Annotated in this window: 12 protein-coding genes; 7 read left to right on the top strand and 5 right to left on the bottom strand. The window is 37.3% G+C overall.

Features of this window, described 5'->3' with window-relative positions; genetic code table 11:
• Positions 1–35 precede the first annotated feature (35 nt).
• Positions 36–1,931 carry a hypothetical protein gene (locus ACM03V_RS06675; RefSeq protein WP_414619978.1) on the bottom strand — a complete coding sequence of 632 codons (1,896 nt, stop codon included), beginning with the start codon at positions 1,929–1,931 and terminating at the stop codon, positions 36–38.
• 391 nt (positions 1,932–2,322) lie between these two features.
• Between ACM03V_RS06675 and ACM03V_RS06670 the strand changes: the two genes are divergently transcribed.
• Positions 2,323–3,120 carry an Rpn family recombination-promoting nuclease/putative transposase gene (locus ACM03V_RS06670; RefSeq protein ID WP_414619977.1) on the top strand — a complete coding sequence of 266 codons (798 nt, stop codon included), beginning with the start codon at positions 2,323–2,325 and terminating at the stop codon, positions 3,118–3,120.
• Positions 3,121–3,218: 98 nt separating this feature from the next.
• Here the strand turns inward: ACM03V_RS06670 and ACM03V_RS06665 are convergent, their stop codons facing one another.
• From ACM03V_RS06665 to ACM03V_RS06655, 3 genes are all read right to left on the bottom strand, one after another.
• Positions 3,219–4,580 (bottom strand): hypothetical protein, encoded by a 1,362-nt coding sequence (locus ACM03V_RS06665; RefSeq protein ID WP_414619976.1) that lies wholly within the window; start codon positions 4,578–4,580, stop codon positions 3,219–3,221.
• A 114-nt stretch (positions 4,581–4,694) separates the two neighbouring features.
• Entirely contained in the window at positions 4,695–5,039 is a 345-nt protein-coding gene (locus ACM03V_RS06660; protein WP_414619975.1) for a hypothetical protein, read from the bottom strand.
• Positions 5,040–5,052: 13 nt separating this feature from the next.
• Positions 5,053–8,337 carry a CHAT domain-containing protein gene (locus ACM03V_RS06655; RefSeq protein WP_414619974.1) on the bottom strand — a complete coding sequence of 1,095 codons (3,285 nt, stop codon included), beginning with the start codon at positions 8,335–8,337 and terminating at the stop codon, positions 5,053–5,055.
• Positions 8,338–8,563: 226 nt separating this feature from the next.
• On the opposite strand from ACM03V_RS06655, the gene ACM03V_RS06650 reads away from it, so the two are divergent.
• The 4 genes from ACM03V_RS06650 (at position 8,564) to ACM03V_RS06635 (ending at position 14,309) form a co-directional block, all read left to right on the top strand.
• On the top strand, positions 8,564–9,394 hold the full coding sequence (locus tag ACM03V_RS06650) for an Rpn family recombination-promoting nuclease/putative transposase (protein WP_414619973.1): 831 nt from the start codon (positions 8,564–8,566) through the stop codon (positions 9,392–9,394).
• A 211-nt stretch (positions 9,395–9,605) separates the two neighbouring features.
• The gene (locus ACM03V_RS06645; protein ID WP_414619972.1) at positions 9,606–11,120 is read left to right on the top strand and encodes an AAA family ATPase; all 1,515 of its coding nucleotides are present in this window, start codon (positions 9,606–9,608) and stop codon (positions 11,118–11,120) included.
• A 296-nt stretch (positions 11,121–11,416) separates the two neighbouring features.
• Positions 11,417–11,887, top strand: a complete 471-nt coding sequence (locus ACM03V_RS06640; RefSeq protein WP_414619971.1) for an SH3 domain-containing protein — start codon at positions 11,417–11,419, stop codon at positions 11,885–11,887.
• A 907-nt stretch (positions 11,888–12,794) separates the two neighbouring features.
• A complete protein-coding gene (locus ACM03V_RS06635) occupies positions 12,795–14,309 on the top strand; it encodes a peptidoglycan-binding domain-containing protein (RefSeq protein WP_414619970.1) in 1,515 nt (504 codons plus the stop codon).
• A 130-nt stretch (positions 14,310–14,439) separates the two neighbouring features.
• On the opposite strand, the gene ACM03V_RS06630 is transcribed toward ACM03V_RS06635, so the two are convergent.
• Positions 14,440–17,310 carry an EAL domain-containing protein gene (locus ACM03V_RS06630; RefSeq protein ID WP_414619969.1) on the bottom strand — a complete coding sequence of 957 codons (2,871 nt, stop codon included), beginning with the start codon at positions 17,308–17,310 and terminating at the stop codon, positions 14,440–14,442.
• A gap of 1,540 nt (positions 17,311–18,850) precedes the next feature.
• Between ACM03V_RS06630 and ACM03V_RS06625 the strand changes: the two genes are divergently transcribed.
• A complete protein-coding gene (locus tag ACM03V_RS06625; protein ID WP_414619968.1) occupies positions 18,851–20,593 on the top strand; it encodes a S8 family peptidase in 1,743 nt (580 codons plus the stop codon).
• Positions 20,594–20,745: 152 nt separating this feature from the next.
• Complete coding sequence (locus tag ACM03V_RS06620; protein WP_414619967.1) at positions 20,746–21,021, top strand: hypothetical protein; 276 nt, start codon at positions 20,746–20,748, stop codon at positions 21,019–21,021.
• Positions 21,022–21,147 lie beyond the last annotated feature (126 nt).

Below are 21,147 nucleotides of genomic sequence, written 5' to 3'. Positions count from 1 at the left end.
TTAGGAATTAGGAATTAGGAATTAGGAATTAGGAATTAGGAATTAGGAATTAGGATTATCTTCCCCTTGTCTCCTTGTCCCCCCCTCCGGGTTGCGCCACTTGCTACAAGTCGGGGAACCCGCCCAACGCAGTGGCTTACCATCCCCCCATCTCCCCCTCTCTTCCTCAAGGAGCGCTTTGCAGATTTGGAAACAACATGGTCTTCATCCTGGGCAAGATGCTCTAAAATTTCTACGGGTGTGGCTGAATGTCTTGCTACAAAGAGCCTTTCGGTTTCGACTACGCTGGTAGAAAATTCTTCTAATAATCTTTGTTGCAATTTGGGTGGGGTGTTGGGATGTTGAACTATATACCAGTCGTATCGGAAGAATTGCGTAAGTTGCTCTAAGGCTGTGGCTGGGGTGTTGGGGTTTTGAGCAATAAATGACCGCAAATGCCAATCTTTAATTAAAATCTCTAAAACATCTCCGGGTGTTTGAGGATTTTTGGCCACAGCTTGACGCACTTCTAACCGCCAATCTTCAGCCAGCTTTTTTAATATGTGGGGGGGAGTGTTGGTGTTTCTTGCCACGCCATAACGCACATCTTTGGATGTATCTTTAGCAAGTTCTTCTAGAATCCGGGATGGAGTGCGAGCATTTGAAGCAACCCACGGACGTAATTCCGGCGAACTTTTTGCCCACTGAATCAGAATTGACACTGGTGCATGATTGTGCTGGGCTACATATTTGCGAACAGATAAACGTTCATCTAATGCCAAACGCCACATTATTTTTTGCAAAGTAGAACTTGGAGTATGGGGATGACGCGCTAACAACAAGTCATGAAACGGAGTACTGCCTAATATTTCCAAGACGTAACCTGGAGTTTTGGCATTCCTGGCTACAGCAGCCTGGATATCTCCTCTGGCATCCATTGCCAATTCTTCAAGAACTTCTGGAGGGGTACAGGGATTTTCCGCGACAAATTGACGTAGTTCCAAATTGTTTGCCGCTTGTACTAGTAAATGCGGTGGTGTATTCGGATGCCTTGCCACCATTTGACGCACCCGTTCAATCGGATGCTCTGCCATTTCCTCCAACCAAAGAAGAGGGATGTGAGGATTTTGAGGCAAAAAATTCATCGTATGCACCCGATAATCCATTGCCAATTCGATTATCAGATGCTTGGTTAGATCGGAACGTTTAGCGATCGCACTTTTGACTTTGGTATATGGAACTTTTATCAAAGCTTCAAGAACATTTAGCGGAGTGTTGGGATTTTTGGCAATATTTGTTTCAATAGCTACCCTTAAATTCCAATTCGGTTCTGGATGTTCGACTAAAATTTCCAAAACCTTCACAGGAGTTTTTGGGTATGTAGCTAAATGTAAGCGAACCGAACCCGCACCATGCTCCGCTAACTTTTCTAAAACTGTTTGCGATACATCTTTGCGTTGTGCAATACATAAACCCAATTCTGGATCGTACCTACTCTTAATTGCCAGCTGAACCAAAATCGCTTCTGTTGCTTGTTTATGTTTAGCTACAGCTTCCAATACCAAGGAATTCGCGTGCATTGCAGCACAAGCCAAAAACCATTCTGGCGCATCATCTTGTTTTAACAGTTTCAACAAAGACCAATATGATATATCTGTTGCTAAATTCGGATTTTCTAACATTAATAAGGACAAAACCGGATTTGAGAAAAATTGACGAGGAAAATCCCCCGCTAATTTCAGCAGTACATCTGTTGGTGTATTCGGATTTGTAGTCACATTTTCGCGGGTAGCCTTATCTTCACTTGATGCTAACTCCCGCAATAACTCCGGTTCGGCACTCGGATTCGTCGCTACTAATCTTTCAAGTTCTACACTTTCATATGCAAGAATCCTCAACTTATCGGGTGGAGTAGTTTCGTCCTGTGCAAGTTGTTCTGGGGTTGGGTACATAAGCGCTAACCTACCTCTTGCTTAGATGTATTATTTTATTCCGTTATTTATAGTAATTTCTAGTAAAAAAGCTACATTTTTAGCTTTAAAAGTAAATTACTTTGACAAGTAATAAACAAGGGTTATCTAAATTACTTTATTAAAGATAGAATTGTTTAAATATTTAGTCAAATAGACTTTTTATGGTGAAAAAATAGCGTAATTGTCATTACTTGCTTTTTATATATATGAAATTATAGCTAAATTTTTGCAGCACAATTTTAAGGACATATAAGCGGATACAAAGTGTTTTAAAATACTGAGAGCGACGACTAAAAATAAAAATATTTGTAGCTTTTTTACTCAAAAATATTTAGACAAACAAGTCAACCTTGCCTGGTAAAATTGCTGAATGTTTGACAATATCTGTAAATTTTTAGCTGAAAACTTTTCTAGCGACTTTGCTAATTGGCTATTGGGAGAACCCATCAACCTAACCGAACTTAGTCCGAAAGAACTTTCACTCGAACCCATTCGAGCCGATGCGTTGATACTTCTTCAGTCAGATGACAAAATCTTGCATATTGAGTTCCAAACTCAACCAGATCCCAAGATTCCTTTCCGGATGATAGATTACCGATTGCGAGGCTATCGTCGCTTCCCAGAAAAGGAAATGCATCAATTTGTGATTTACCTTAACCGGACAAATTCAGAATTAGTTTATCAAAACAGTTTTACGTTGACTCGTACCCGTCACGAATTTGAAATCATTCGATTGTGGGAACAACCAGCCGAAATATTTCTAGAAAATCCCGGTTTACTGCCATTCGCCGTTTTGAGTAATACCCTAAATCCTGAGAATTTATTAAACCAAGTTGCCAGCGAGATAAACGAAATTTCCGACAACCGCACTCAAAGCAACGTCGCTGCATCCACAGCGATTTTAGCTGGTTTAGTATTGAATAAAGACTTGATTAAAAGAATTTTGAGGTCAGATATTATGCGCGAATCACCCATTTATCAAGAAATCTTGCAAGAAGGAGAAGAAAAAGGTAAGGCACAAGGTAGAGCAGAAGGTAAGGCTGAAGGTAAAGCTGAAGTCGCTATCAATCTACTTAACACTGGCATGGCTTTAGAAGATATATCTAGACTCACCGGGTTATCAATTGAAGAGTTGCGGGTTTTGCAAAGAGAAAGAGGTGAACAATAACCAGCAGTAAAGAATATTCTAGAAACCTGAATTTAAAGTAAAGTCGCCGCATCCACGGCGATTTTTGATCGCTTAGTTTTGAATAAAGACTTAATTAATTACCTGTTTTTCCATTTAGTTATCAGCCAACCTATAAAAGCAAAAAATAAAGTTGCAGCGAAACTTATAAATAAAGAAGCATAAAACGGATGTGGTGGATTATTTGGAGATATAGTTGCTAAAGGTTGATTGATTTTATCAATATGTTGCGTGACAACACCAGAAACAATCGCACCACCACCAAAGCCGATACCGAGTATTTGTATTGTGTTATTGAGATTGCGTTCGCGCTTAGTTTGTTTGATTTCGACAATACCGCGAATTGACTCAATGAATTGCTCGAAAAGACTTTGAGCGGGTGTAAGATAAGCTAAGTCTGTATTAATTTGTTCTATAAAAGTATCTTCAGCTAACTCCAGGAAGCTGGATAAAAATTCTAAATCATCTTGATTAGAGATTGCTTTGATTTTGTCAAGATATAATTTATAGTTTTTTACGTTAGTTATAATAGTATTTTTCTGTAATTGCAAATCTCTTAAATAGCGAGCATAATTAAAATAAATTTCGGGCACTTCATTCAGCCATTGATTAAATTCTTTTAATTTAGAATCAACTGATTTATCTTTGATTATATTAAATTGATTAACTTTAGCTTCTAATTGACTGTACTCTTTCCGAGCTTGTTGATAACACCAACGAGATTCCGAACGAGCATAAATAATTTTACTGCGACAGTTTAGAAGAACAATTAAAGGATAATAGTATTCTCCAGCTTCTGCTAAATCGGTAGTTTGTTGATTTGTATTTAACCAAATTAAAATATGACACTGATTTTCAGGAGAATCAGCATTATTATTATATTCAAATATCGAACTATTTAATAATTTTCCTTTTCCGTGACATGAAAGGTTTAATTTATGGAATTCAGCTTCAGTCATTAAAGCTTTTAGGCAAGCATCAGCGAAAGCTTTCTCATGGTTAATTTTTTCTACAGCTTGAGCAAATAATACTAAAGTTTGTCCGAGAGAAGCATTTATATTAGTTGGAAGTAAGCAATTGTCTTGATTTAATCCTTTTAAATTAGAAAGTTGTACTTTTGAATGTGGATAACGAAAAGTTAAATCTAGAGCATAAGTATCGTGAATTAGTAAACGATTAATTTCTCCGCTTAAATGAAGATTATTATTATGTTTAATAGCTGTAAAACTTATAATCTTATCATTTGATATTTGTTGATTTTCAGACGTTGATAAATTTTCTAGTTTTGGGATACCTAATTTGTGACCAATTTCCTGACATTTCTGCCATAGGTGATTGGAATTTTCAACGAATTGTTCGGGATTTTGAGCTAGATTTTGACGTAGATGAAAAGCGTAGAGGGTAAGTTTGGGATACGCTACCTTTGCTGTTGAATAATCCATTTTGATTATAAATGGTGTACCATGAGCTTTTTTCAGTCTTATTTATAAGACTTTTGCTGTTAGCCTGCGGTTCGCAACCGCAGGTGGGCTATATGATTTACAAATTAACTTTTGCTATTTATTCTTTTTATCCTTATCCTTAGCATTAGCATTAGCACAACTTTGTTGAATAGCATTAATTAAAGTTTTTTTATCAAGTTCATATTTAGGAATATTAGAATTAACTTTAGTAGTTCCAGGCGCTCTTTGTGTGATATCCTCAAGTTCTGCTAAAGCATCATCGACTTGGGGATGTTTCTCACACCAATCTGAAATCGTATTAGAAAGAGATTGAATATCATCAGATTGAGAATTAAGCAATTGAGCTAACTTCGTATTTTCTTCCTTTGAAAATAAGCTAGGCTTAGTTTTGAGTAAATGGATGAAATTGTTAACAGTGACTTCATAATCAGACATCATATTAATTATCCTCCTATTTTCCAACAGCAGTAAATGCAGCCCAATGAAAAGGTGAATGAAATGGTTTTTCTACAGTATTATTTCTAAGCTGACGACGTATTTTTCCCTTCTTCGTGCTATCTAAAGGTAAATCACTCGCCCATTTCTGTAAATCTTCTTTGGTTGCTTCCCTCAGCCAAGTTTGAGCTTTATTTAAGGCAACTGGTACAGAAACATTTTCTACATCCTTTAGATTTTGGATAAATTTAATCATTAGAAAAGACGTTGATAAATCGTTTACCGTCCATAAACTACTTACTACACTAGAACTACCAGCATATAAGAAACCGCTGGGTAAACCAATGTATTCGTCGCTGGTATTCTGGAAATCAATTAAACCAGTTTCGCAAGCAGAAAGCACGACAAGACGACATTGATTAAGATTAAAATCTCGTTCAAATAAGTTACCTAAAGTCAAGCATTTACTCAAATCTAATTTATCATTTTCAACTGCACCAGCTAAGAGCAAACAAGAATCTTGAGGTACATCTAAGTTAAATTTACCGTGACAGGAAAAGTGCAGATAATTTGCTTGTTGTATTTGCGATGAAGCTTGAGATAAAGCGGTTTGAGTAGCTTGTTTTTTAGATAATATTTCTTTGTCAGCGAATAGCGAGGAAATTATTTCTACTTCTAAATCTGTGTAGTCTAAATCTTCTGTAGGATTTTGAATAGCGAATAGGGATTTGAAATCAACTCTTTGTCGTAAATTTACTTGTTGTAATAGTTGACAACTGGGAGCATAACTTACACCATCTGAAAATTTATCGCATAAGAAACTACCATTAGTTAAAGGTAGTGCGTGAAGTGGGAATAAATGTAGGTAGCGATGGGGAATGAGAATTAGGTGGGAGCAATTTTGTGGTATTAGCTGGAGAATTTCTTCTATATTTAAGATTTGAGCAAGTTGAGTGAGTCTAGAAGGGAGACTATTTATCCACTCGGTTTTATTGTTATAGTATGCATTCAAATAATTGAAATTCCAATCGGCAAAAGCTTTGGAATTATCCGCAGATATAAATGAGTTGAATCTTTGAAGATTATCAGAGGTAATAATAAAAGTCTCTAAGCTTGTATTGGTAATATACCATTCAATAACTATTGTATTTTTGTCTAAATCTTTTTGGAATTCTTTGAAGCTGAAACTTGAACCAACAGGTAAATATTTATCTTCTAAACTCTTCTTCTGTTGTCGTAATTCCTGAAGGTGTTGGGCTAAAGCTGTAGGATTTTCGGCTGTACTATTTTGGATTTGATATTGTCCTTTGGCTATTTCATCTCGGAGTTGTTCGAGTTGAGTAACTACGTTTGGGGGGAAGATAGTTTTGCGATCGTGATCGAGAATAAGTTCGACTAGGTTACGGGTTTTGCTGCGCTCGATATACTCTAGCGCTAGGGTTTCTTCTTTCAAATGCAAACAAACTTCCACCATATGTAGATAAAGTTGATTCCATTCTTCGGCTTGTTTGCGCTTACTTTCTTCACCGGAAATAATTTCGCCACGTAATAATTCTATTGTGGCGATCGCTGATTCATAGGCATTGTAAGCAAGAGTAAATCTACTTGTGTCTTGGTAAACCATTCCCAGGTTTAATAAAGTTTTTGTATTTTGTTGGGGGAAAGCTTGCTGCGTTCTAACTAGCAATGCAGCATTGTATGCAGCAATAGCTTTTTCAATATTTTCGGCAATATCTCCGTTAATTCTGTAGCTGTAAGCCATACCTAAATTATTTTGCGTCATCGCCCAATGTTGGGGGAAAGCTTGCTGGGTAAATACTAGCAAAGCAGCATTGTATGATTGAATAGATTTTTCAATATTTTCGGCAATATCACCTTTGATTCTCTCCCTGTAAACAGCAGCTAAATTATTTTGCGTTGTAGCCCATTGTTGGGGGAAAGCTTGCTGGGTAAAGACTACCAAAGCAGCATTGTATGCAGCAATAGCTTTTTTAATATTTTCTTCAGCAATATCACCCTTGATTCTCTGACTGTAAGCCATAGCTAAATTATTTTGCGTCATCGCCCATTTTCGGGGGAAAGCTTGCTGGGTGTAAACTTGCAATGCAGCATTGTATGCAGCAATAGCTTTTTCAATATTTTCGGCAATATCACCTTTGATTCTCTCCCTGTAAGCAGCAGCTAAATTATTTTGAGTACCTGCCCAATATTGGGGAAAAGCTTGCTGGGTAAAGACTACCAAAGCAGCATTGTATGCAGCAATAGCTTTTTCAATATTTTCGGCAATATCACCCTTGATTCTTTGACTGTAAGCAGCAGCTAAATTATTTTGAGTAAATGCCCAATATTGGGGAAAAGCTTTCTGGGTGTAGACTTGCAAAGCAGCATTGTATGCAGCAATAGCTTTTTCAATATTTTCGGCAATATTACCCTTGATTCTTTGACTGTAAGCAGCGGCTAAATTATTTTGAGTGAATGCCCAATCTTGGGGAAAAGCTTTCTGGGTGTAGACTTGCAAAGCAGCATTGTATGCAGTAATAGCTTTTTCAATGTTTTCGGCAATACTACCCTTGATTCTCTCCCTGTAAGCTGTGCCTAAATTATTTTGAGTACCTGCCCAATCTTGGGGGAAAGCTTTCTGGGTGTAGACTTGCAAAGCAGCATTGTATGATTGAATGGCTTTTTCAACATTCTCGGTAATATCACCCTTTATTCTTTGACTATAAGCAGTAGCTAAATTATTTTGAGTGAATGCCCAATCTTGGGGAAAAGCTTCACAGGTTCTAACTTGCAATGCAGCATTGTATGATTGAATGGCTTTTTCAATATTTTCGGCAATATCACCCTTGATTCTGTCACTATAAGCTAGAGCTAAATTATTTTGCGTCGCAGCCCATTGTTGGGGAAAAGCTTCGCGAGTAAATACTTTGAGAAGAGTCTCACAACTAGCAACAGCAATTTCTATATTGCTAGCTTTATCACCCAGAGGAAATTGTGCAATCAAACTACTAAAATAACTAATAGCTACTGCAATATATAGTACGACACCCGCTTCTGCTTCCTCAAACTTATTTGTTGCCCAAGCTCGCAATATTTCAGCGAAAATACTATCGAGTTTATCTGTATTTGCAGCAAATAGCGGGTACACAACTTCCGCATCACCGTTGCTTTCTTCCGTTGCTTGCAAAATTTCTGTCAAAAACTGCACATAAGCTTGTAAATCTTCGTCGCTTAATTCTTCTATCTGCGCTTGCAAAGAAGATTCAATATCAATGTAAGCATCTTGACGCTGTTCGTTCATAGGTAAATACAAGCAGTAAGTAGCAAAGTTACTATAAAAATCATTCAGTAATATTGCTGATAATTCCGGAAAATTACTGAGAAGCTAGTAATGATGCTTTCAACAAGATGGTGCGTGACGGTAATTTAAAATCCTGCACGTTATAGGTGATAAATTACCGTAACCGTCACGCACCCTACAAAACATGAAATATTAAAATTGTCCATTGATAATTGTTAACTGACTCTTGGCTTACGACAATACCTGCAAATACCTCGCCGAAACCTACCCCACAGAGTTCGCGAAATGGCTGCTCTCCACCGATACTTCAGATATGCAAGTACTCAAAACCGAACTCAACCTCGAACCAATTCGCGCTGATTCGGTGACATTTCTGAAAAATGCCAACCAAATTTTACACATAGAATTTCAAACTCAACCAAAATCAACACCACCGCTAGACTTCCGAATGCTCAATTACTACATCAGATTAAAACAAATATACTGGTGTGACATCGAACAAGTAATAATCTTCCTGCAACCGAGCAACTCGGAAATGGTTTTCAAAACGGAATATGTAGATAGAAACACCCGTCACAAATATCGAGTGATTCGCTTATGGGAAGAAGATTCCGCACCTTTACTAAATAACCCAGCACTTTTACCGCTTGCAGCATTAGCAAAAAGCAATTCACCCGAAAGCTTATTACAGCAAGTTGCAAATGCGGTAGATATGATTGAAGAAAGCGAAGAACAAAAAAATATATCAGCCTGCACCCAAATCTTAGCCGGATTACGATTTGATCGAAATTTAATTAATCAACTATTTCGAGAGGAAATTATGCAAGAATCAGTGATTTACCAAGATATTATCCAACGAGGAGAGCAAATAGGTAAGAAACAAGAAGCATTGCAATACACCATGCGTTTACTTAACCGTCGTATTAGTAACTTGAATTCAGAAACGCAACAAAAAATTCAAGCTTTATCCACTACCCAATTAGAAGACTTAGGAGAAGCACTGTTAGATTTTTCCAACCAAAATGATTTAACCATCTGGCTAGATAATAATTCCTAACAAATAACTAATGTAGAGACGTAGCACTGCTACGTCTCATAAATCTAAGTCATCCCAACGAATAAAGAAGATATATCGAGATTTTTAGCTGATAAATTTAAAACCGCTCTCAAATTCCTCTGCGCCCTCCGCATCTCAGTAGTTAATCATTCTTATTTAACAAACGTAATAAAAACCGGAACAATAAAATAAACCACTTAAAAAAACAACTATGACATTCCGCGAAGAGTTTAAACTACTATTACGCGCTCGCTACTCTTTAATTTATATTCCCACTCAGGAAGAAGAGCGTTTAGAAGCCGTAATTCGGGAAGAAGCCAGCAATCAAGGTAATCGTCAGGTATACACTTGGGATTTTGTAGATGGTTATCAAGGCAATCCTAACGATGCGGGTTTTGGCAGACGCAACCCGTTACAAGCTTTGGAATTTGTAGAAAAATTACACGCTTCCGCACCTGCTGTACTAATTCTTCGGGATTTTCATCGGTTTTTAGATGATGTGGCAATTTCCCGCAAACTCCGCAATCTAGCCCGTTTATTAAAATCGCAACCAAAAAATATTGTTATACTTTCCCCCCGTGTTGCAATTCCCGACGATTTAACAGAAGTGTTAACGGTGGTAGAATTCGCTTTACCGAATGCAGCAGAAATACAAACCGAAATTGAAAGACTATTAAGCGCAACTAATAATTCCCTACCAAATCAAGTTTTAAATGAATTAGTTCGTTCCGCTCAAGGCTTGAGTATGGAACGCATTCGGCGCGTTTTGTCAAGAGCGATCGCCGCTCGTGGAGAATTACAATCGGAAGATGTGGAATTAGTTTTACAGGAAAAGCGTCAAACTATCCGTCAAACTCAAATCCTCGATTTTATCCCCGCTACAGAACAAATTTCCGATATTGGTGGATTGGATAATCTCAAAGATTGGTTATTAAGAAGAGGTGGTGGCTTCAGCGAAAAAGCCAGACAATATGGTTTACCCCATCCCAGAGGTTTGCTGCTGGTAGGAATTCAAGGCACAGGTAAATCATTAACTGCAAAAGCGATCGCCCATCATTGGCATTTACCTTTACTGCGTTTGGATGTGGGAAGATTATTTGGCGGTTTGGTAGGTGAATCGGAATCGCGCACCCGTCAAATGATACAGGTATCCGAAGCTCTTTCACCTTGTATCCTGTGGATAGATGAAATAGACAAAGCCTTTTCCGGACTTGGTAGCAAAGGCGACGGGGGAACTACTAGTAGAGTTTTTGGTACATTTATTACTTGGATGGCAGAAAAAACCTCACCCGTATTTGTAGTTGCGACTGCCAACGAAATCCAAGAATTACCGCCGGAATTATTGCGTAAAGGTAGATTTGATGAAATATTCTTCGTCGGTTTACCTATTCAAGAAGAAAGAAAAGCCATTTTCAACGTACATTTATCGCGATTGCGCCCCCATAATATCAAAGAATACGACATTGAAAGATTAGCTTACGAAACACCCGATTTTTCTGGTGCTGAAATCGAGCAAACATTAATCGAAGCCATGCACATCGGCTTTAGCCAAAACCGCGACTTTACTACAGACGATATTTTAGAAGCCGCCAGTCAAATCATACCCTTAGCCAGAACCGCTCAAGAAAAAATCGAGCAGCTGCGGCAGTGGGCTGCTTCGGGAAGGGCACGTCTGGCATCCAAACACAATCCTTTGAGTGACAGGATTCAACAACAGTTGCAGTAGGAAGAGGATGGGGGGATGGGGAGAAATCAAAATTTCTAGCTCCTAACTCTTTAGAAAAATATTTTCAACTCTTAATTAAAGATATTCAATCCAAAATCCCGTACACTTGCTACAAAGGAGGGAAGCTCCGCAACGCAGTGTACTCAAAATCCAAAATCCAAAATAAAAATTTATAACTCTTAACTCCTAACTCTTAACTCCTTGCCCTACTCTTAATCGTTGAGAATTTAATATTTAAGAGTTATAATTTTTCACTCATAACTTCATAACCTAACTTTTGATAAGAGGTAGTTACTGTGTTGTCTAACATACTAAAAACAATACTTGGTGTTTTATTAGCGATGGCTATTTTAGTGGGTGGTGGTGCAGCACTGGCGATTTATTTTATGAATCGAACTTCGATCGCTCCTCCCAAACCTGTTTTTTCTAATGATAAAGCTGCTGTGAAAGCGCAAGCTGCGAAAACTCCTACTCCTGGAACAACAACTGCTCCAAAACCAAAGCCGACTCCTACAAATTCGCCATCAGAAGAACAAGAAAAGCCACTACCTCCGGGCGCTTACCCTGCAACAGTAACTTGGCCTCAAGGTTTAATTCTAAGAGCGGAACCAGAACTTAATGCTGAACGTCTAGGTGGTATTGGCTTTAATGAAAAAGTTATAGTTTTGGAATTAAGCAATGATAAAACTTGGCAGAAAATTCGTATCGAAAGTAGTGGAAAAGATGCTTGGGTAAAAGCAGGTAATACTAAAAAAGTAGAAGAATAAATTCTCTCACTTTTACACGGAGTTCAGTTGCTGATTTTCATTTATAGTTACCAGGCTACAAATACATTGGACGAGGTTGAGACTCCGCTTATTGGGTTAACGATTAAAGTTAAAAAGTTAAGTAAGAATTATAGTATTATAATTTCATAATTTTATTTAGCCGTACTTAAATAAAACTTAATACGATTGTATTTGAAAGTTTAAAAAGTATTATTTACATCAACATGACAAAATCATTATCTGTATAATTTAAACATCTATTACGCAGAAACATACGTGTAATTACTTTGATTAGATTGATCCCTAATTATGACATCTGGTATATTTTGTATGGGTGCATAAAATACCATAAATATCAATAGTTAATTGCATCGGTATTGAGTATTCCTTAATAGTCAAGCTGCGAACAATGAAACGCAGTTGCGATTAATAGTAGAACTAAGTAGGTAGGTGTAATTAAATATAAGATAAGACCTCACCGCGCCACTTGCTACGTACTGCGGAAACCTCCGCAACGCAGTGGCTTCTCAATCCCTCTCCTTACTAAGGAGAGGGAAGGCGGAGGCAGGGTGAGGTTTTATATTTAATTTGACCCACTTACTTAGTGTCTTAGAAACACATCGCTAGTAATAGTAGACAGTTTCATATTGAATGAAGTCAGGTAAATCAAATAGATAACAGCATCTTGTAAATAATCGCCCTTATATAGTAGTTTGTCAAAAACTAGTCATATAAACTGCAAAAAAATTCTTCCTGCGAGGTGAATACCATAGCAGGGAATTTATTTAACTTAAAACGATGAAAAACATCGGTTCTGATTACCAAAATTTAGTCGAGGAAACACCCTTCAAGAATGAGGCTGTTCCCGTTATTGATTTCAAGTTATTTACCGATATTCGTGAAAAAAATGTCTAATAATAGCAAACTTGCTCTACCTTTGATATCTGTTGTATCAACTCTAACGATATTAGGAAGCCCAAGCGAAGCTTTAGCTTTAAAGAGGGGAGATAATAATTCTCAAGTTAAGAACGTTCAGAGTTGTTTAAAAAGATTGGGTTATTTTAATGGCCCGGAAAATGGTAATTTCGGTCCGATGACTGAAGCTGCTGTAAAAAAATTTCAGCAAGCTAGTAGAATATCTGCTATCGGAATAGTTGGGCCTCAAACCACAGATGCATTACAACGCAGGTGTGGCACGGGTGAAACTCAGATTTCTGCTAATACTTGTCAGCAAGAACTTAAAAGCGGTTGCGATGGTGCTGTTGTAAGAGAGTTGCAGCAGAATTTAACAACTTTGGGCGTTTATAATGGCCCTGTAACGGGTCTATTTCGCGAACTAACTACAAACGCAGTTGTTAACTTTCAAAGACAGAATGGCATAAATCCAATTGGTGTTGTAGGGCCTCAAACTCAACGAGCAATACGTTTAGCGCTCGATCGACAAGTTATTTCACCTGAAGAAAGTGGAAATGGAAATCCTCCCGGCCGTTTTTGCGATTACAGAAGAGAAATTATTAGCATCGGTTGTGAAAGCGACTGGGTACAACAGCTACAGCAGAGATTAAAGGCTTTAAATTACTTTGGTGGAAATCCTACTGGCTATTTTGGTCAAGTTACCAGAAATGCTGTAGTTCGATTTCAGCAAGACAATCGTCTTCCTATTACTGGAGCCGTAGATGCAGTTACTTGGGGCAGAATCGTAAATAGTCCAATAGGTTCTATGCCAACAGGTTCTATGCCAACAGGTTCTATACCGACTTTACCGCCTAGTATTATCACAATTGGTAGCAGGGGTTCTCAAGTCACGACTTTACAGGAAAATTTGAAGCAGTTGGGTTATTTTTACGGAAACCCTACGGGATTTTACGATAGATCGACTCAAGACGCTGTAATGCGATTCCAGCAAAGTTACGGTTTACCCATGACTGGAAATGTAGATGAGCGTACTTCCCAAGAAATACTTAAAGTATTGAGAAGTAGTAGAGCAGGCATGGGAGGGGGTTCGGAATTTGAGCCAATTTATCCCGGCGATAATAATCCCAGAGTTGAAAAACTGCAAAAGCGTTTGCTGGAATTAGGATTACTAAAAGCAAATCCCACTGGTTATTTCGGTGCTTTAACAAGAGAAGGCTTGCTTGCATTCCAACGATATCAAAGCTTATCTGAAACTGGCTTTGTAGACGAGGAAACTTGGGAAAAACTGGAATTTAGCAATGCCGATAAACGTTATGTAATAGTTGTACCTTTGCGAAATCCAGGTATTTACAATCAACTACTTGAGTACGTACCTACAGCCCAAGTTGGAAAATCCAGATTAGGAGATTTTGTCAACGCAGGAGAATATAACCAGCGCTCGGAAGCACAAAGACAATCTCAATTTTTGCGCGGTCGCGGTTTTGATGCCAGAGTCGAGTATTTTTAGAATTTCGACTCGGAGGAGATGAGGTAGAGCGGAGACAAGGGGACAAGGGGACAAGGAGAATTTTAACCTTTAACCTTCAACCTTTAACCTTCAACTTTCGCAACTCCTAACTGATAACTGATAACTGTTCCTAAGCTGCCAAAACAGAGGTATCAATCAATAGAGATTTGGATTTTAATAATAATTCTGTAGCTTCTTGGGCGCAAACAGCAGGGCTAAAAAGATTTCCCTGCATTAATTCACATTCCAAAATTCGTAATAAATTGCGTTGTTGTTCGGTTTCTACACCTTCAGCAACAACAGAAAGATTTAGTCCATGTGCTAAAGCAATCATTGCTGTAACTATAGCCGCATCGTTCGTATCCTTAGTTAAATCTTTCACAAAAGAGCGATCGATTTTCAAGCAGTGAATCGGAAACTGTTTGAGATAATTAAACGAACAATACCCGGTGCCAAAATCATCTATAGATATAGAGACACCCATGTCATATAATTCAGTTAAAATGTCTTTACTGAAAGCAACATTTTGCATCGCAGCGCTTTCAGTAATTTCCAACTCCAGATATTGTGGAGATAATTGAGTTTCTGTTAATATACGCCGCACGGTATCAACTAAGTCTGGTTGCTGAAATTGTCTTGCAGACAAATTAACCGCTACTCGCACAGATGGATTACCCGAAATCTTTTGCCAAATTTTGTTTTGAGCGCAGGCAGTTTTTAAAACCCATTCGCTCATAGGTACAATGAGTCCAGTTTCTTCGGCAATAGGAATAAACTTGGCAGGAGAAATTAACCCATATTTTGGATGTTGCCAACGTAGTAAAGCCTCAAACTTACAAATCTCTCCTGTAGTAATATCAACTTGAGGTTGGTAATACAATCTTAATTCATCTCGCTCCATAGCATAATGCAAGCTATTTTCTAAATTAAATAACTCTGAAGCTTGAGAATTAATAGTCGAATTATAAATTTGATAGTGGTTTCTTCCTTGCAATTTTGCGTGATTTAATGCAGCATCGGCATTTTTAATTAAAGTTTCTCCATCGTTTGCATGGTTGGGATAAACAGCAATCCCTATGCTAGCGCTGATATGTAAAAGATGATTGTCAATCAAAAATGCTGGTTTTAAAGCGTTTAAGATTTCTTCGGCAACACGAGCAGCATCTCGCGCATCACTAATCTCAGATAAGAGCAAAGTGAATTCATCACCCCCCCATCGAGCAATTATATCTCTCGAACCCAAGCACCTATTTAAACGTTGAGCAACACTTTGTAATAATTTGTCACCGATTTTATGACCTAACGTTTCGTTGATAGTTTTAAATCTATCTAAATCCAAAAAACATACAGCCACTTTACTTTTGCTCAAATTAGCTTTTATTAAAGACTCCAGCAGTCTTCCACAAAACTGCATTTTATTGGGTAAATTGGTTAAAAGATCGTGATTAGCTTGATGTAGTATTTTCGCTTCTGCTTGAAAACGTTCGCTGATATCCCGAAAACTCCAAACCCTACCCACAATTTCACCACCAATGTATTGCGGTTGAGAATAACGCTCGAAAGTTCTACCATCCTTAAATTCAATCCAATCGTAAATTTCAGCACCCGGATAAGCTTCTAGCTGCGAACTACAAATCAAACATTCTTTGTTGTCTTTTAGCTGATTGGTTACGAATTCTAATACTTGTGTATGATTACCAGATTTGATTAGCGATTGAGGAATACCCCACATTTGCACAAGCTTATGATTGTAGTCAGAAATGCAACCTTTACTATCTACTAATAAAATACCGTCGGCAGTAGTTTCTAATATTGTTTTTTGCAAAGAAAGGGATTTTTCCAATTCTTTCTGTATGCACTTCTTTTTACCAATCTCTTGCTGCAATTTAACGGTACCGCCATCGAGTTCCTGAGCTAATTCTGAATTTAAAGTTCGATCTTGTTTAATAGTTTTATGTAAAGATTTTTTTGTAATCAAGTTTTTATAAGCAAGAGAGATAGCAAGAACTGTTGCTCGTAGAAATGTAATTTCTGTTGATTGCCATACTCTACCTTCTAAACAGTTTTCCAATCCGATAAAACCGAAAAACTCACCATTAACTATAAAAGGTAAAAGTAAGATAGAAAAAATTCCTCTAGCTTCAAAAAACCTTTGCTCTTCAAGACTAACTTCTGTTAAATTGCTCCAAGCAATATCACCTCGTACTAATCTCTGCGATAAATTCGGAAAAACTTCTGCAATTTGTTTATTTTGCAGGGGCATTTTATCGGTTTGAGATACAATTGCCCTGTCGTATAACTCAGCTTTTTGATCTATTAATAAATCATCTTTAGATTGATGTATTTCACATATATAAATTCGACTAGGGTTATAAGCTAATCTTAAAATTGACAGAATTTCTGCATAGCATTGATCGCTTCCATCAAAAGTTTGCAAAACAGTTTCTACACTAATAAGTGCTTCGAGATAAGCTTGATTATTTGCCCTAATCACTTTTACATCATCTTGACTATTGATTTGATTTTGCTCGTTTGTATAATACTCTGGCTGGCTTTCAAAATCAATAAATTCGAGCTTACCAGAAGTCCCAATCATCACTCCTTGGTTATCTAGCAAAGTTCGCATACGAATTTTTACAGCACAAGCATTGCCGTAAAGAGTTTTGTAGCGAGTTTTGTATACGCTTTCTTGTATATGTTGTGCTTTGAAAATTTCAAATAATTCTAAATTATATAAATAGTCGTGAGGATGAACGTAATCAAGAAAACTACTTCCAATACTTTGTGCAACAGTAAAACCAGTTAATTCATTCCACATTGGACTAAGAAATGTCCATCTTCCCGAACTATCCGTTTCAAACAGTATCTCTTTATAAATATGAGATACCCGATCAATTTTATCGTTGCAGCTTGCTAGTAAATTATTTTGGGAAATTCGACAATGAACCTGTCGATTTGCCTTTTTCAGCTTGAGTAGTGTTTGTAATTTATGTTTTGTCATGTAAGAACACACCAGTCTCGCTTCCAAGCAGATAAGTTAACCAACCATTAGTAGCATCATGGTACTTTCTAATGGCGGTAAATACTTTAAATTTATATTTAGATCGTCTTAAATAAAATCTTTTATAAGAAAGCTACTATCAACTTATTAGTATATAGATAATTGCATTATCTATATTTTTTATGAAATTGTACGCATTTTTATGAAGTATTCATAATTGGCTTCGTTAATATTGTATGAATCGCTATTTAAAATAATTAAAATATCATATTCACGCTACAAACAAAATCTTCTATGACAAAATTGTAGATAGCGATCGCGATTCTTTTAATTGTTATTCTACTTTATATCTCTTGTTTAACCAAACTCGCAACTAATTAATTATTTAATTGTGTTTTTTATATAAAGAGACAAGTTTCTAATTAGTATTTCTTTCTTATTAGACCGCTATATCATGGATTCTAACTACTAAAGTACAATTATTCTTATTTTTTAATTTTTGTAACAATTATTTAATTTCCGTTCAATAGGTTGAAAATTTATTTCCCCGTCTTATATAAGCAATTATGTTAATCGGGTATTGAAATAATTAAATAATTAAGGATGAATCGCCATATTAAACAGACACAACTAAGTTGCGTAAGTCCTGACTATGTTTGAATCAAATTCAATCGCAAGCCGAGTAAGTTAATTAAAATCTTCAATAAGAAGTATACCAAAGAACTTATACTACCGTATATAGAGAAAATACTGAAGTCTATATCTCTGGATAGATAATGGTTTATCCTAAATAAATAGTTTTAAATAAAGTGCTGATGAAGCAGTTGCTGTAAATATAGCTTTGAAGTAATAATTATATTTTTGATAAAATAGGTAGTATTTGTAACTGTTTTATTCGGGTTTTTATGCTCCGATTACTTTAAAATGAAAATGATGCAACTATAGCTCGAAGTAGTAAGAATTTGTGCATTGCGAAGAAGGCATTTGCCCGAAGTTATTTTGACAAAAACATTACCCCACTAATGACTTAGCAAGACATCTCGTTCATGGATAGAAAAGTATTAAACCTATGCCATGATGACGTGCTATAAATTAATAATTTTCTATATTAAGTTTTGCAAAAAGTTGGGGAAGAGAAGTTAGCACGAAGATGTTGTTTTCTTGAGCTTAGCCGTACCCTACAAGAAGCCAGAAAGATTATTGCACTGGTGAAGGGGGAAAATCTCTACACGCTCAACCTTGGGCAAAATATCCGCATCGGATTACCACTGCTGTTATTATTTTATTCGATTATCTGTAATCATCAAGTCAATTTGTGTATTCCTTAATGTATTCCTTAAATAGATCAAAGGAATGCGGAGTTATTAGCTTGTTGAACATATAATCATATTTTTTACTACAAATTATTTTTTTTGATTGTAGAAAAATATCGTCATAGTTTGATCGAATAACTAAACGCAAAAAAGACTTGTAGCGAATCTAATTTAAACGACTTATCCTGGTAAAATCTTGCAGCACTTAAAGTTAAATAGAGGTTAATATGAGACACGAAAAACTTTCTCCCGGAATATTGTTAGCTTATGAGGACTATCAAAGAGAAGGAGGGCAAGCGTTAACAACTCACAAACGTTCGCTTGGTATAGTTGCTCCTAGAAGTGCTTTGAAGCCAATTCGCAGTGTAGTTTTTATCTACTGTGACGAACAAGCAGACTTGAGCCACCTATCACAATACGGTATTGAGATCAATCAAAATACAGGTAAAGTCAGAACCGCTTTTTTACCTATTGAAGCTTTAGATCGTTTATCCGAAGAACCAGCGATCGAGCGGATTAAGCCATCGCGAAAATTATATTGGCGCATGGATGTTGCATCGCAGAAAGTAGAGCTACCGCAGTTTCAGAAAAAAAACTCGAAATTGAGCGGTAAAGGTGTAGTCATAGGTGTTATAGATAGCGGCATCGATACGGCACATCCTGCTTTCGCCGGACGTATTTTACGTGTCTGGGATCAAACATTATCCGGTAAAGGAGTTGCAGAAGGTGGTTACGGTGCCGAACTCGAAGACAAATATTTATCGATGTCTCTTGATACTGACGGGCACGGTACTCACGTCGCGGGTATTGCTGGCGGTTCCGATCAAGAATTTTGCGGGGTTGCACCGAAAGCGCAATTTATTATTGTCAAAACTGATTTACAGGATGCTCACATCGCTGATGCAGTTCGCTATGTTTTCCGAGTAGCTGGTGAAATGGGGCTTCCGGCAGTAGTGAATCTGAGCTTGGGCGGACACGCTGACGGTCATGATGGTACCGATTCTCTGTCAAAAATTATCAACGCTGAAACTGGTCCGGGAAGGATTGTTTGCGCTGCTGCGGGTAACGAAGGTAATGACAATATTCACGGTCAAACTATTGTTAGCACTGGTGACATGAGTACCATGCGTTTTTCTGCACCATTAAATCAGGTAGGAATAGTATGGTTAAACGGTTGGTATTCACGAGAATCCGAACTAGAAGTTTCGGTGCGGAGTCCCAACGGTTTTGTTACACCCTTCCAACCAGTTATTACTGACGATAATCCTTCACAGGAATATAACTTATCGGATGCAAAAGTAGAAATAGTCACACCGGGCAAAGATCCAATCAACGGCGATTACAATTTCTTCGTGCAAATACGCGGTACTGGTGACGGACAATTCAATCAGCCCGTACCCGGTGGTGTGTGGCAGTTAAGATTACGTAATAAATCTTCCAAAGAAACCCGTGTAGACGTTTGGACTTTAGATGATGTAAGTTCTGTATTTTTTACAGGTAAAAGTATCGCTGATTCGGTGAAAATTGGTTCTCCCGGATGCGCCGCAAGTGCTGTTACAGTTGCTTCGTATACTACAAAGGCTAAATATATTGATATTGATGGTAAAGAGCGGGAAATGGGCTTAGAGCTAGATACTATTTCCGAGTTTAGTAGTGAAGGGCCTTTACGAAATGACGCTCAAAAGCCGGATATTGCCGCACCAGGAGCAATGATAGTCTCAGCCCTTTCTAGCGATGCCGATTTGGATCGGTCGATGATTATTAATTCTAAGTTTGTGGCATTAGCAGGTACGAGTATGGCAACACCTTTTGTTACCGGCTTAGTAGCACTACTATTGCAGCGCAACCCCAAACTCGATCCAGAAGCCTTGAAAGAATTGCTTTACAAAAATAGTTCGATTCCAGGAAAACAAAAAGCAGAATTTGATAATAAGTGGGGCTTCGGATTGATTAACGCCCGAAATCTGTAATTTATTAAGATCGCAATAGGTCAGTATTTTTAAGCCTATCAATTTAGTTAAGGTCTACACAAGGATGGATTGGAATCAACTTTATACTTGATAGGCTTAAAAAGGGGCAAGTAAGATTACTATTACCTGCCCCCTAATTTATTAACCAGTTTATGAACTTTAGTAAGCTCGATACCTCTCTGATATTGGCACTGAAAAAAATTAAAGACCAATCAAAACCTTGTTTAATAGTTTTTATTCATGTCGAACCGACTATCGATTCTACAGCAACTGCTGTTTTAAAAGGTTTAGGCATCAGTGGTATCACGGCTAAAAGAGATGTGTTTACGGCAACACTATCGCTGAATGCAGTTTCTCAGCTTTCAGAACAGCCCTGGGTAAAGTATCTGAAGCTTTCTGGGGAATTGCGTTTGCTAAACGGGGATTAGAATAGTAAAAATGTAGTTACTTGATAATTTGTAACGTCAATTTATACATTATTTTCTGCTCTAAAATTATCGAAAGTCTTATTCTCACTACAGTATAGTGTTTTCATTAACTTACCTTAATCTTTG

The organism is Calothrix sp. CCY 0018 (assembly GCF_963920925.1).
Lineage (GTDB): Bacteria > Cyanobacteriota > Cyanobacteriia > Cyanobacteriales > Nostocaceae > Rivularia.
Note: the sequence above shows the minus strand (reverse complement) of the source record. Positions and strands in the feature narration are given on the sequence as shown.

Excerpts from the sequence above, each read along its gene's own strand:
- ACM03V_RS06655 (WP_414619974.1), bottom strand. The coding sequence starts at position 8,337 with ATGAACGAACAGCGTCAAGATGCTTACATTGATATTGAATCTTCTTTG.
- ACM03V_RS06660 (WP_414619975.1), bottom strand. The coding sequence starts at position 5,039 with ATGATGTCTGATTATGAAGTCACTGTTAACAATTTCATCCATTTACTC.
- ACM03V_RS06670 (WP_414619977.1), top strand. The coding sequence starts at position 2,323 with ATGTTTGACAATATCTGTAAATTTTTAGCTGAAAACTTTTCTAGCGAC.
- ACM03V_RS06665 (WP_414619976.1), bottom strand. The coding sequence starts at position 4,580 with ATGGATTATTCAACAGCAAAGGTAGCGTATCCCAAACTTACCCTCTAC.
- ACM03V_RS06630 (WP_414619969.1), bottom strand. The coding sequence starts at position 17,310 with ATGACAAAACATAAATTACAAACACTACTCAAGCTGAAAAAGGCAAAT.
- ACM03V_RS06620 (WP_414619967.1), top strand. The coding sequence starts at position 20,746 with ATGAACTTTAGTAAGCTCGATACCTCTCTGATATTGGCACTGAAAAAA.
- ACM03V_RS06645 (WP_414619972.1), top strand. The coding sequence starts at position 9,606 with ATGACATTCCGCGAAGAGTTTAAACTACTATTACGCGCTCGCTACTCT.
- ACM03V_RS06675 (WP_414619978.1), bottom strand. The coding sequence starts at position 1,931 with ATGTACCCAACCCCAGAACAACTTGCACAGGACGAAACTACTCCACCC.
- ACM03V_RS06635 (WP_414619970.1), top strand. The coding sequence starts at position 12,795 with ATGTCTAATAATAGCAAACTTGCTCTACCTTTGATATCTGTTGTATCA.
- ACM03V_RS06625 (WP_414619968.1), top strand. The coding sequence starts at position 18,851 with ATGAGACACGAAAAACTTTCTCCCGGAATATTGTTAGCTTATGAGGAC.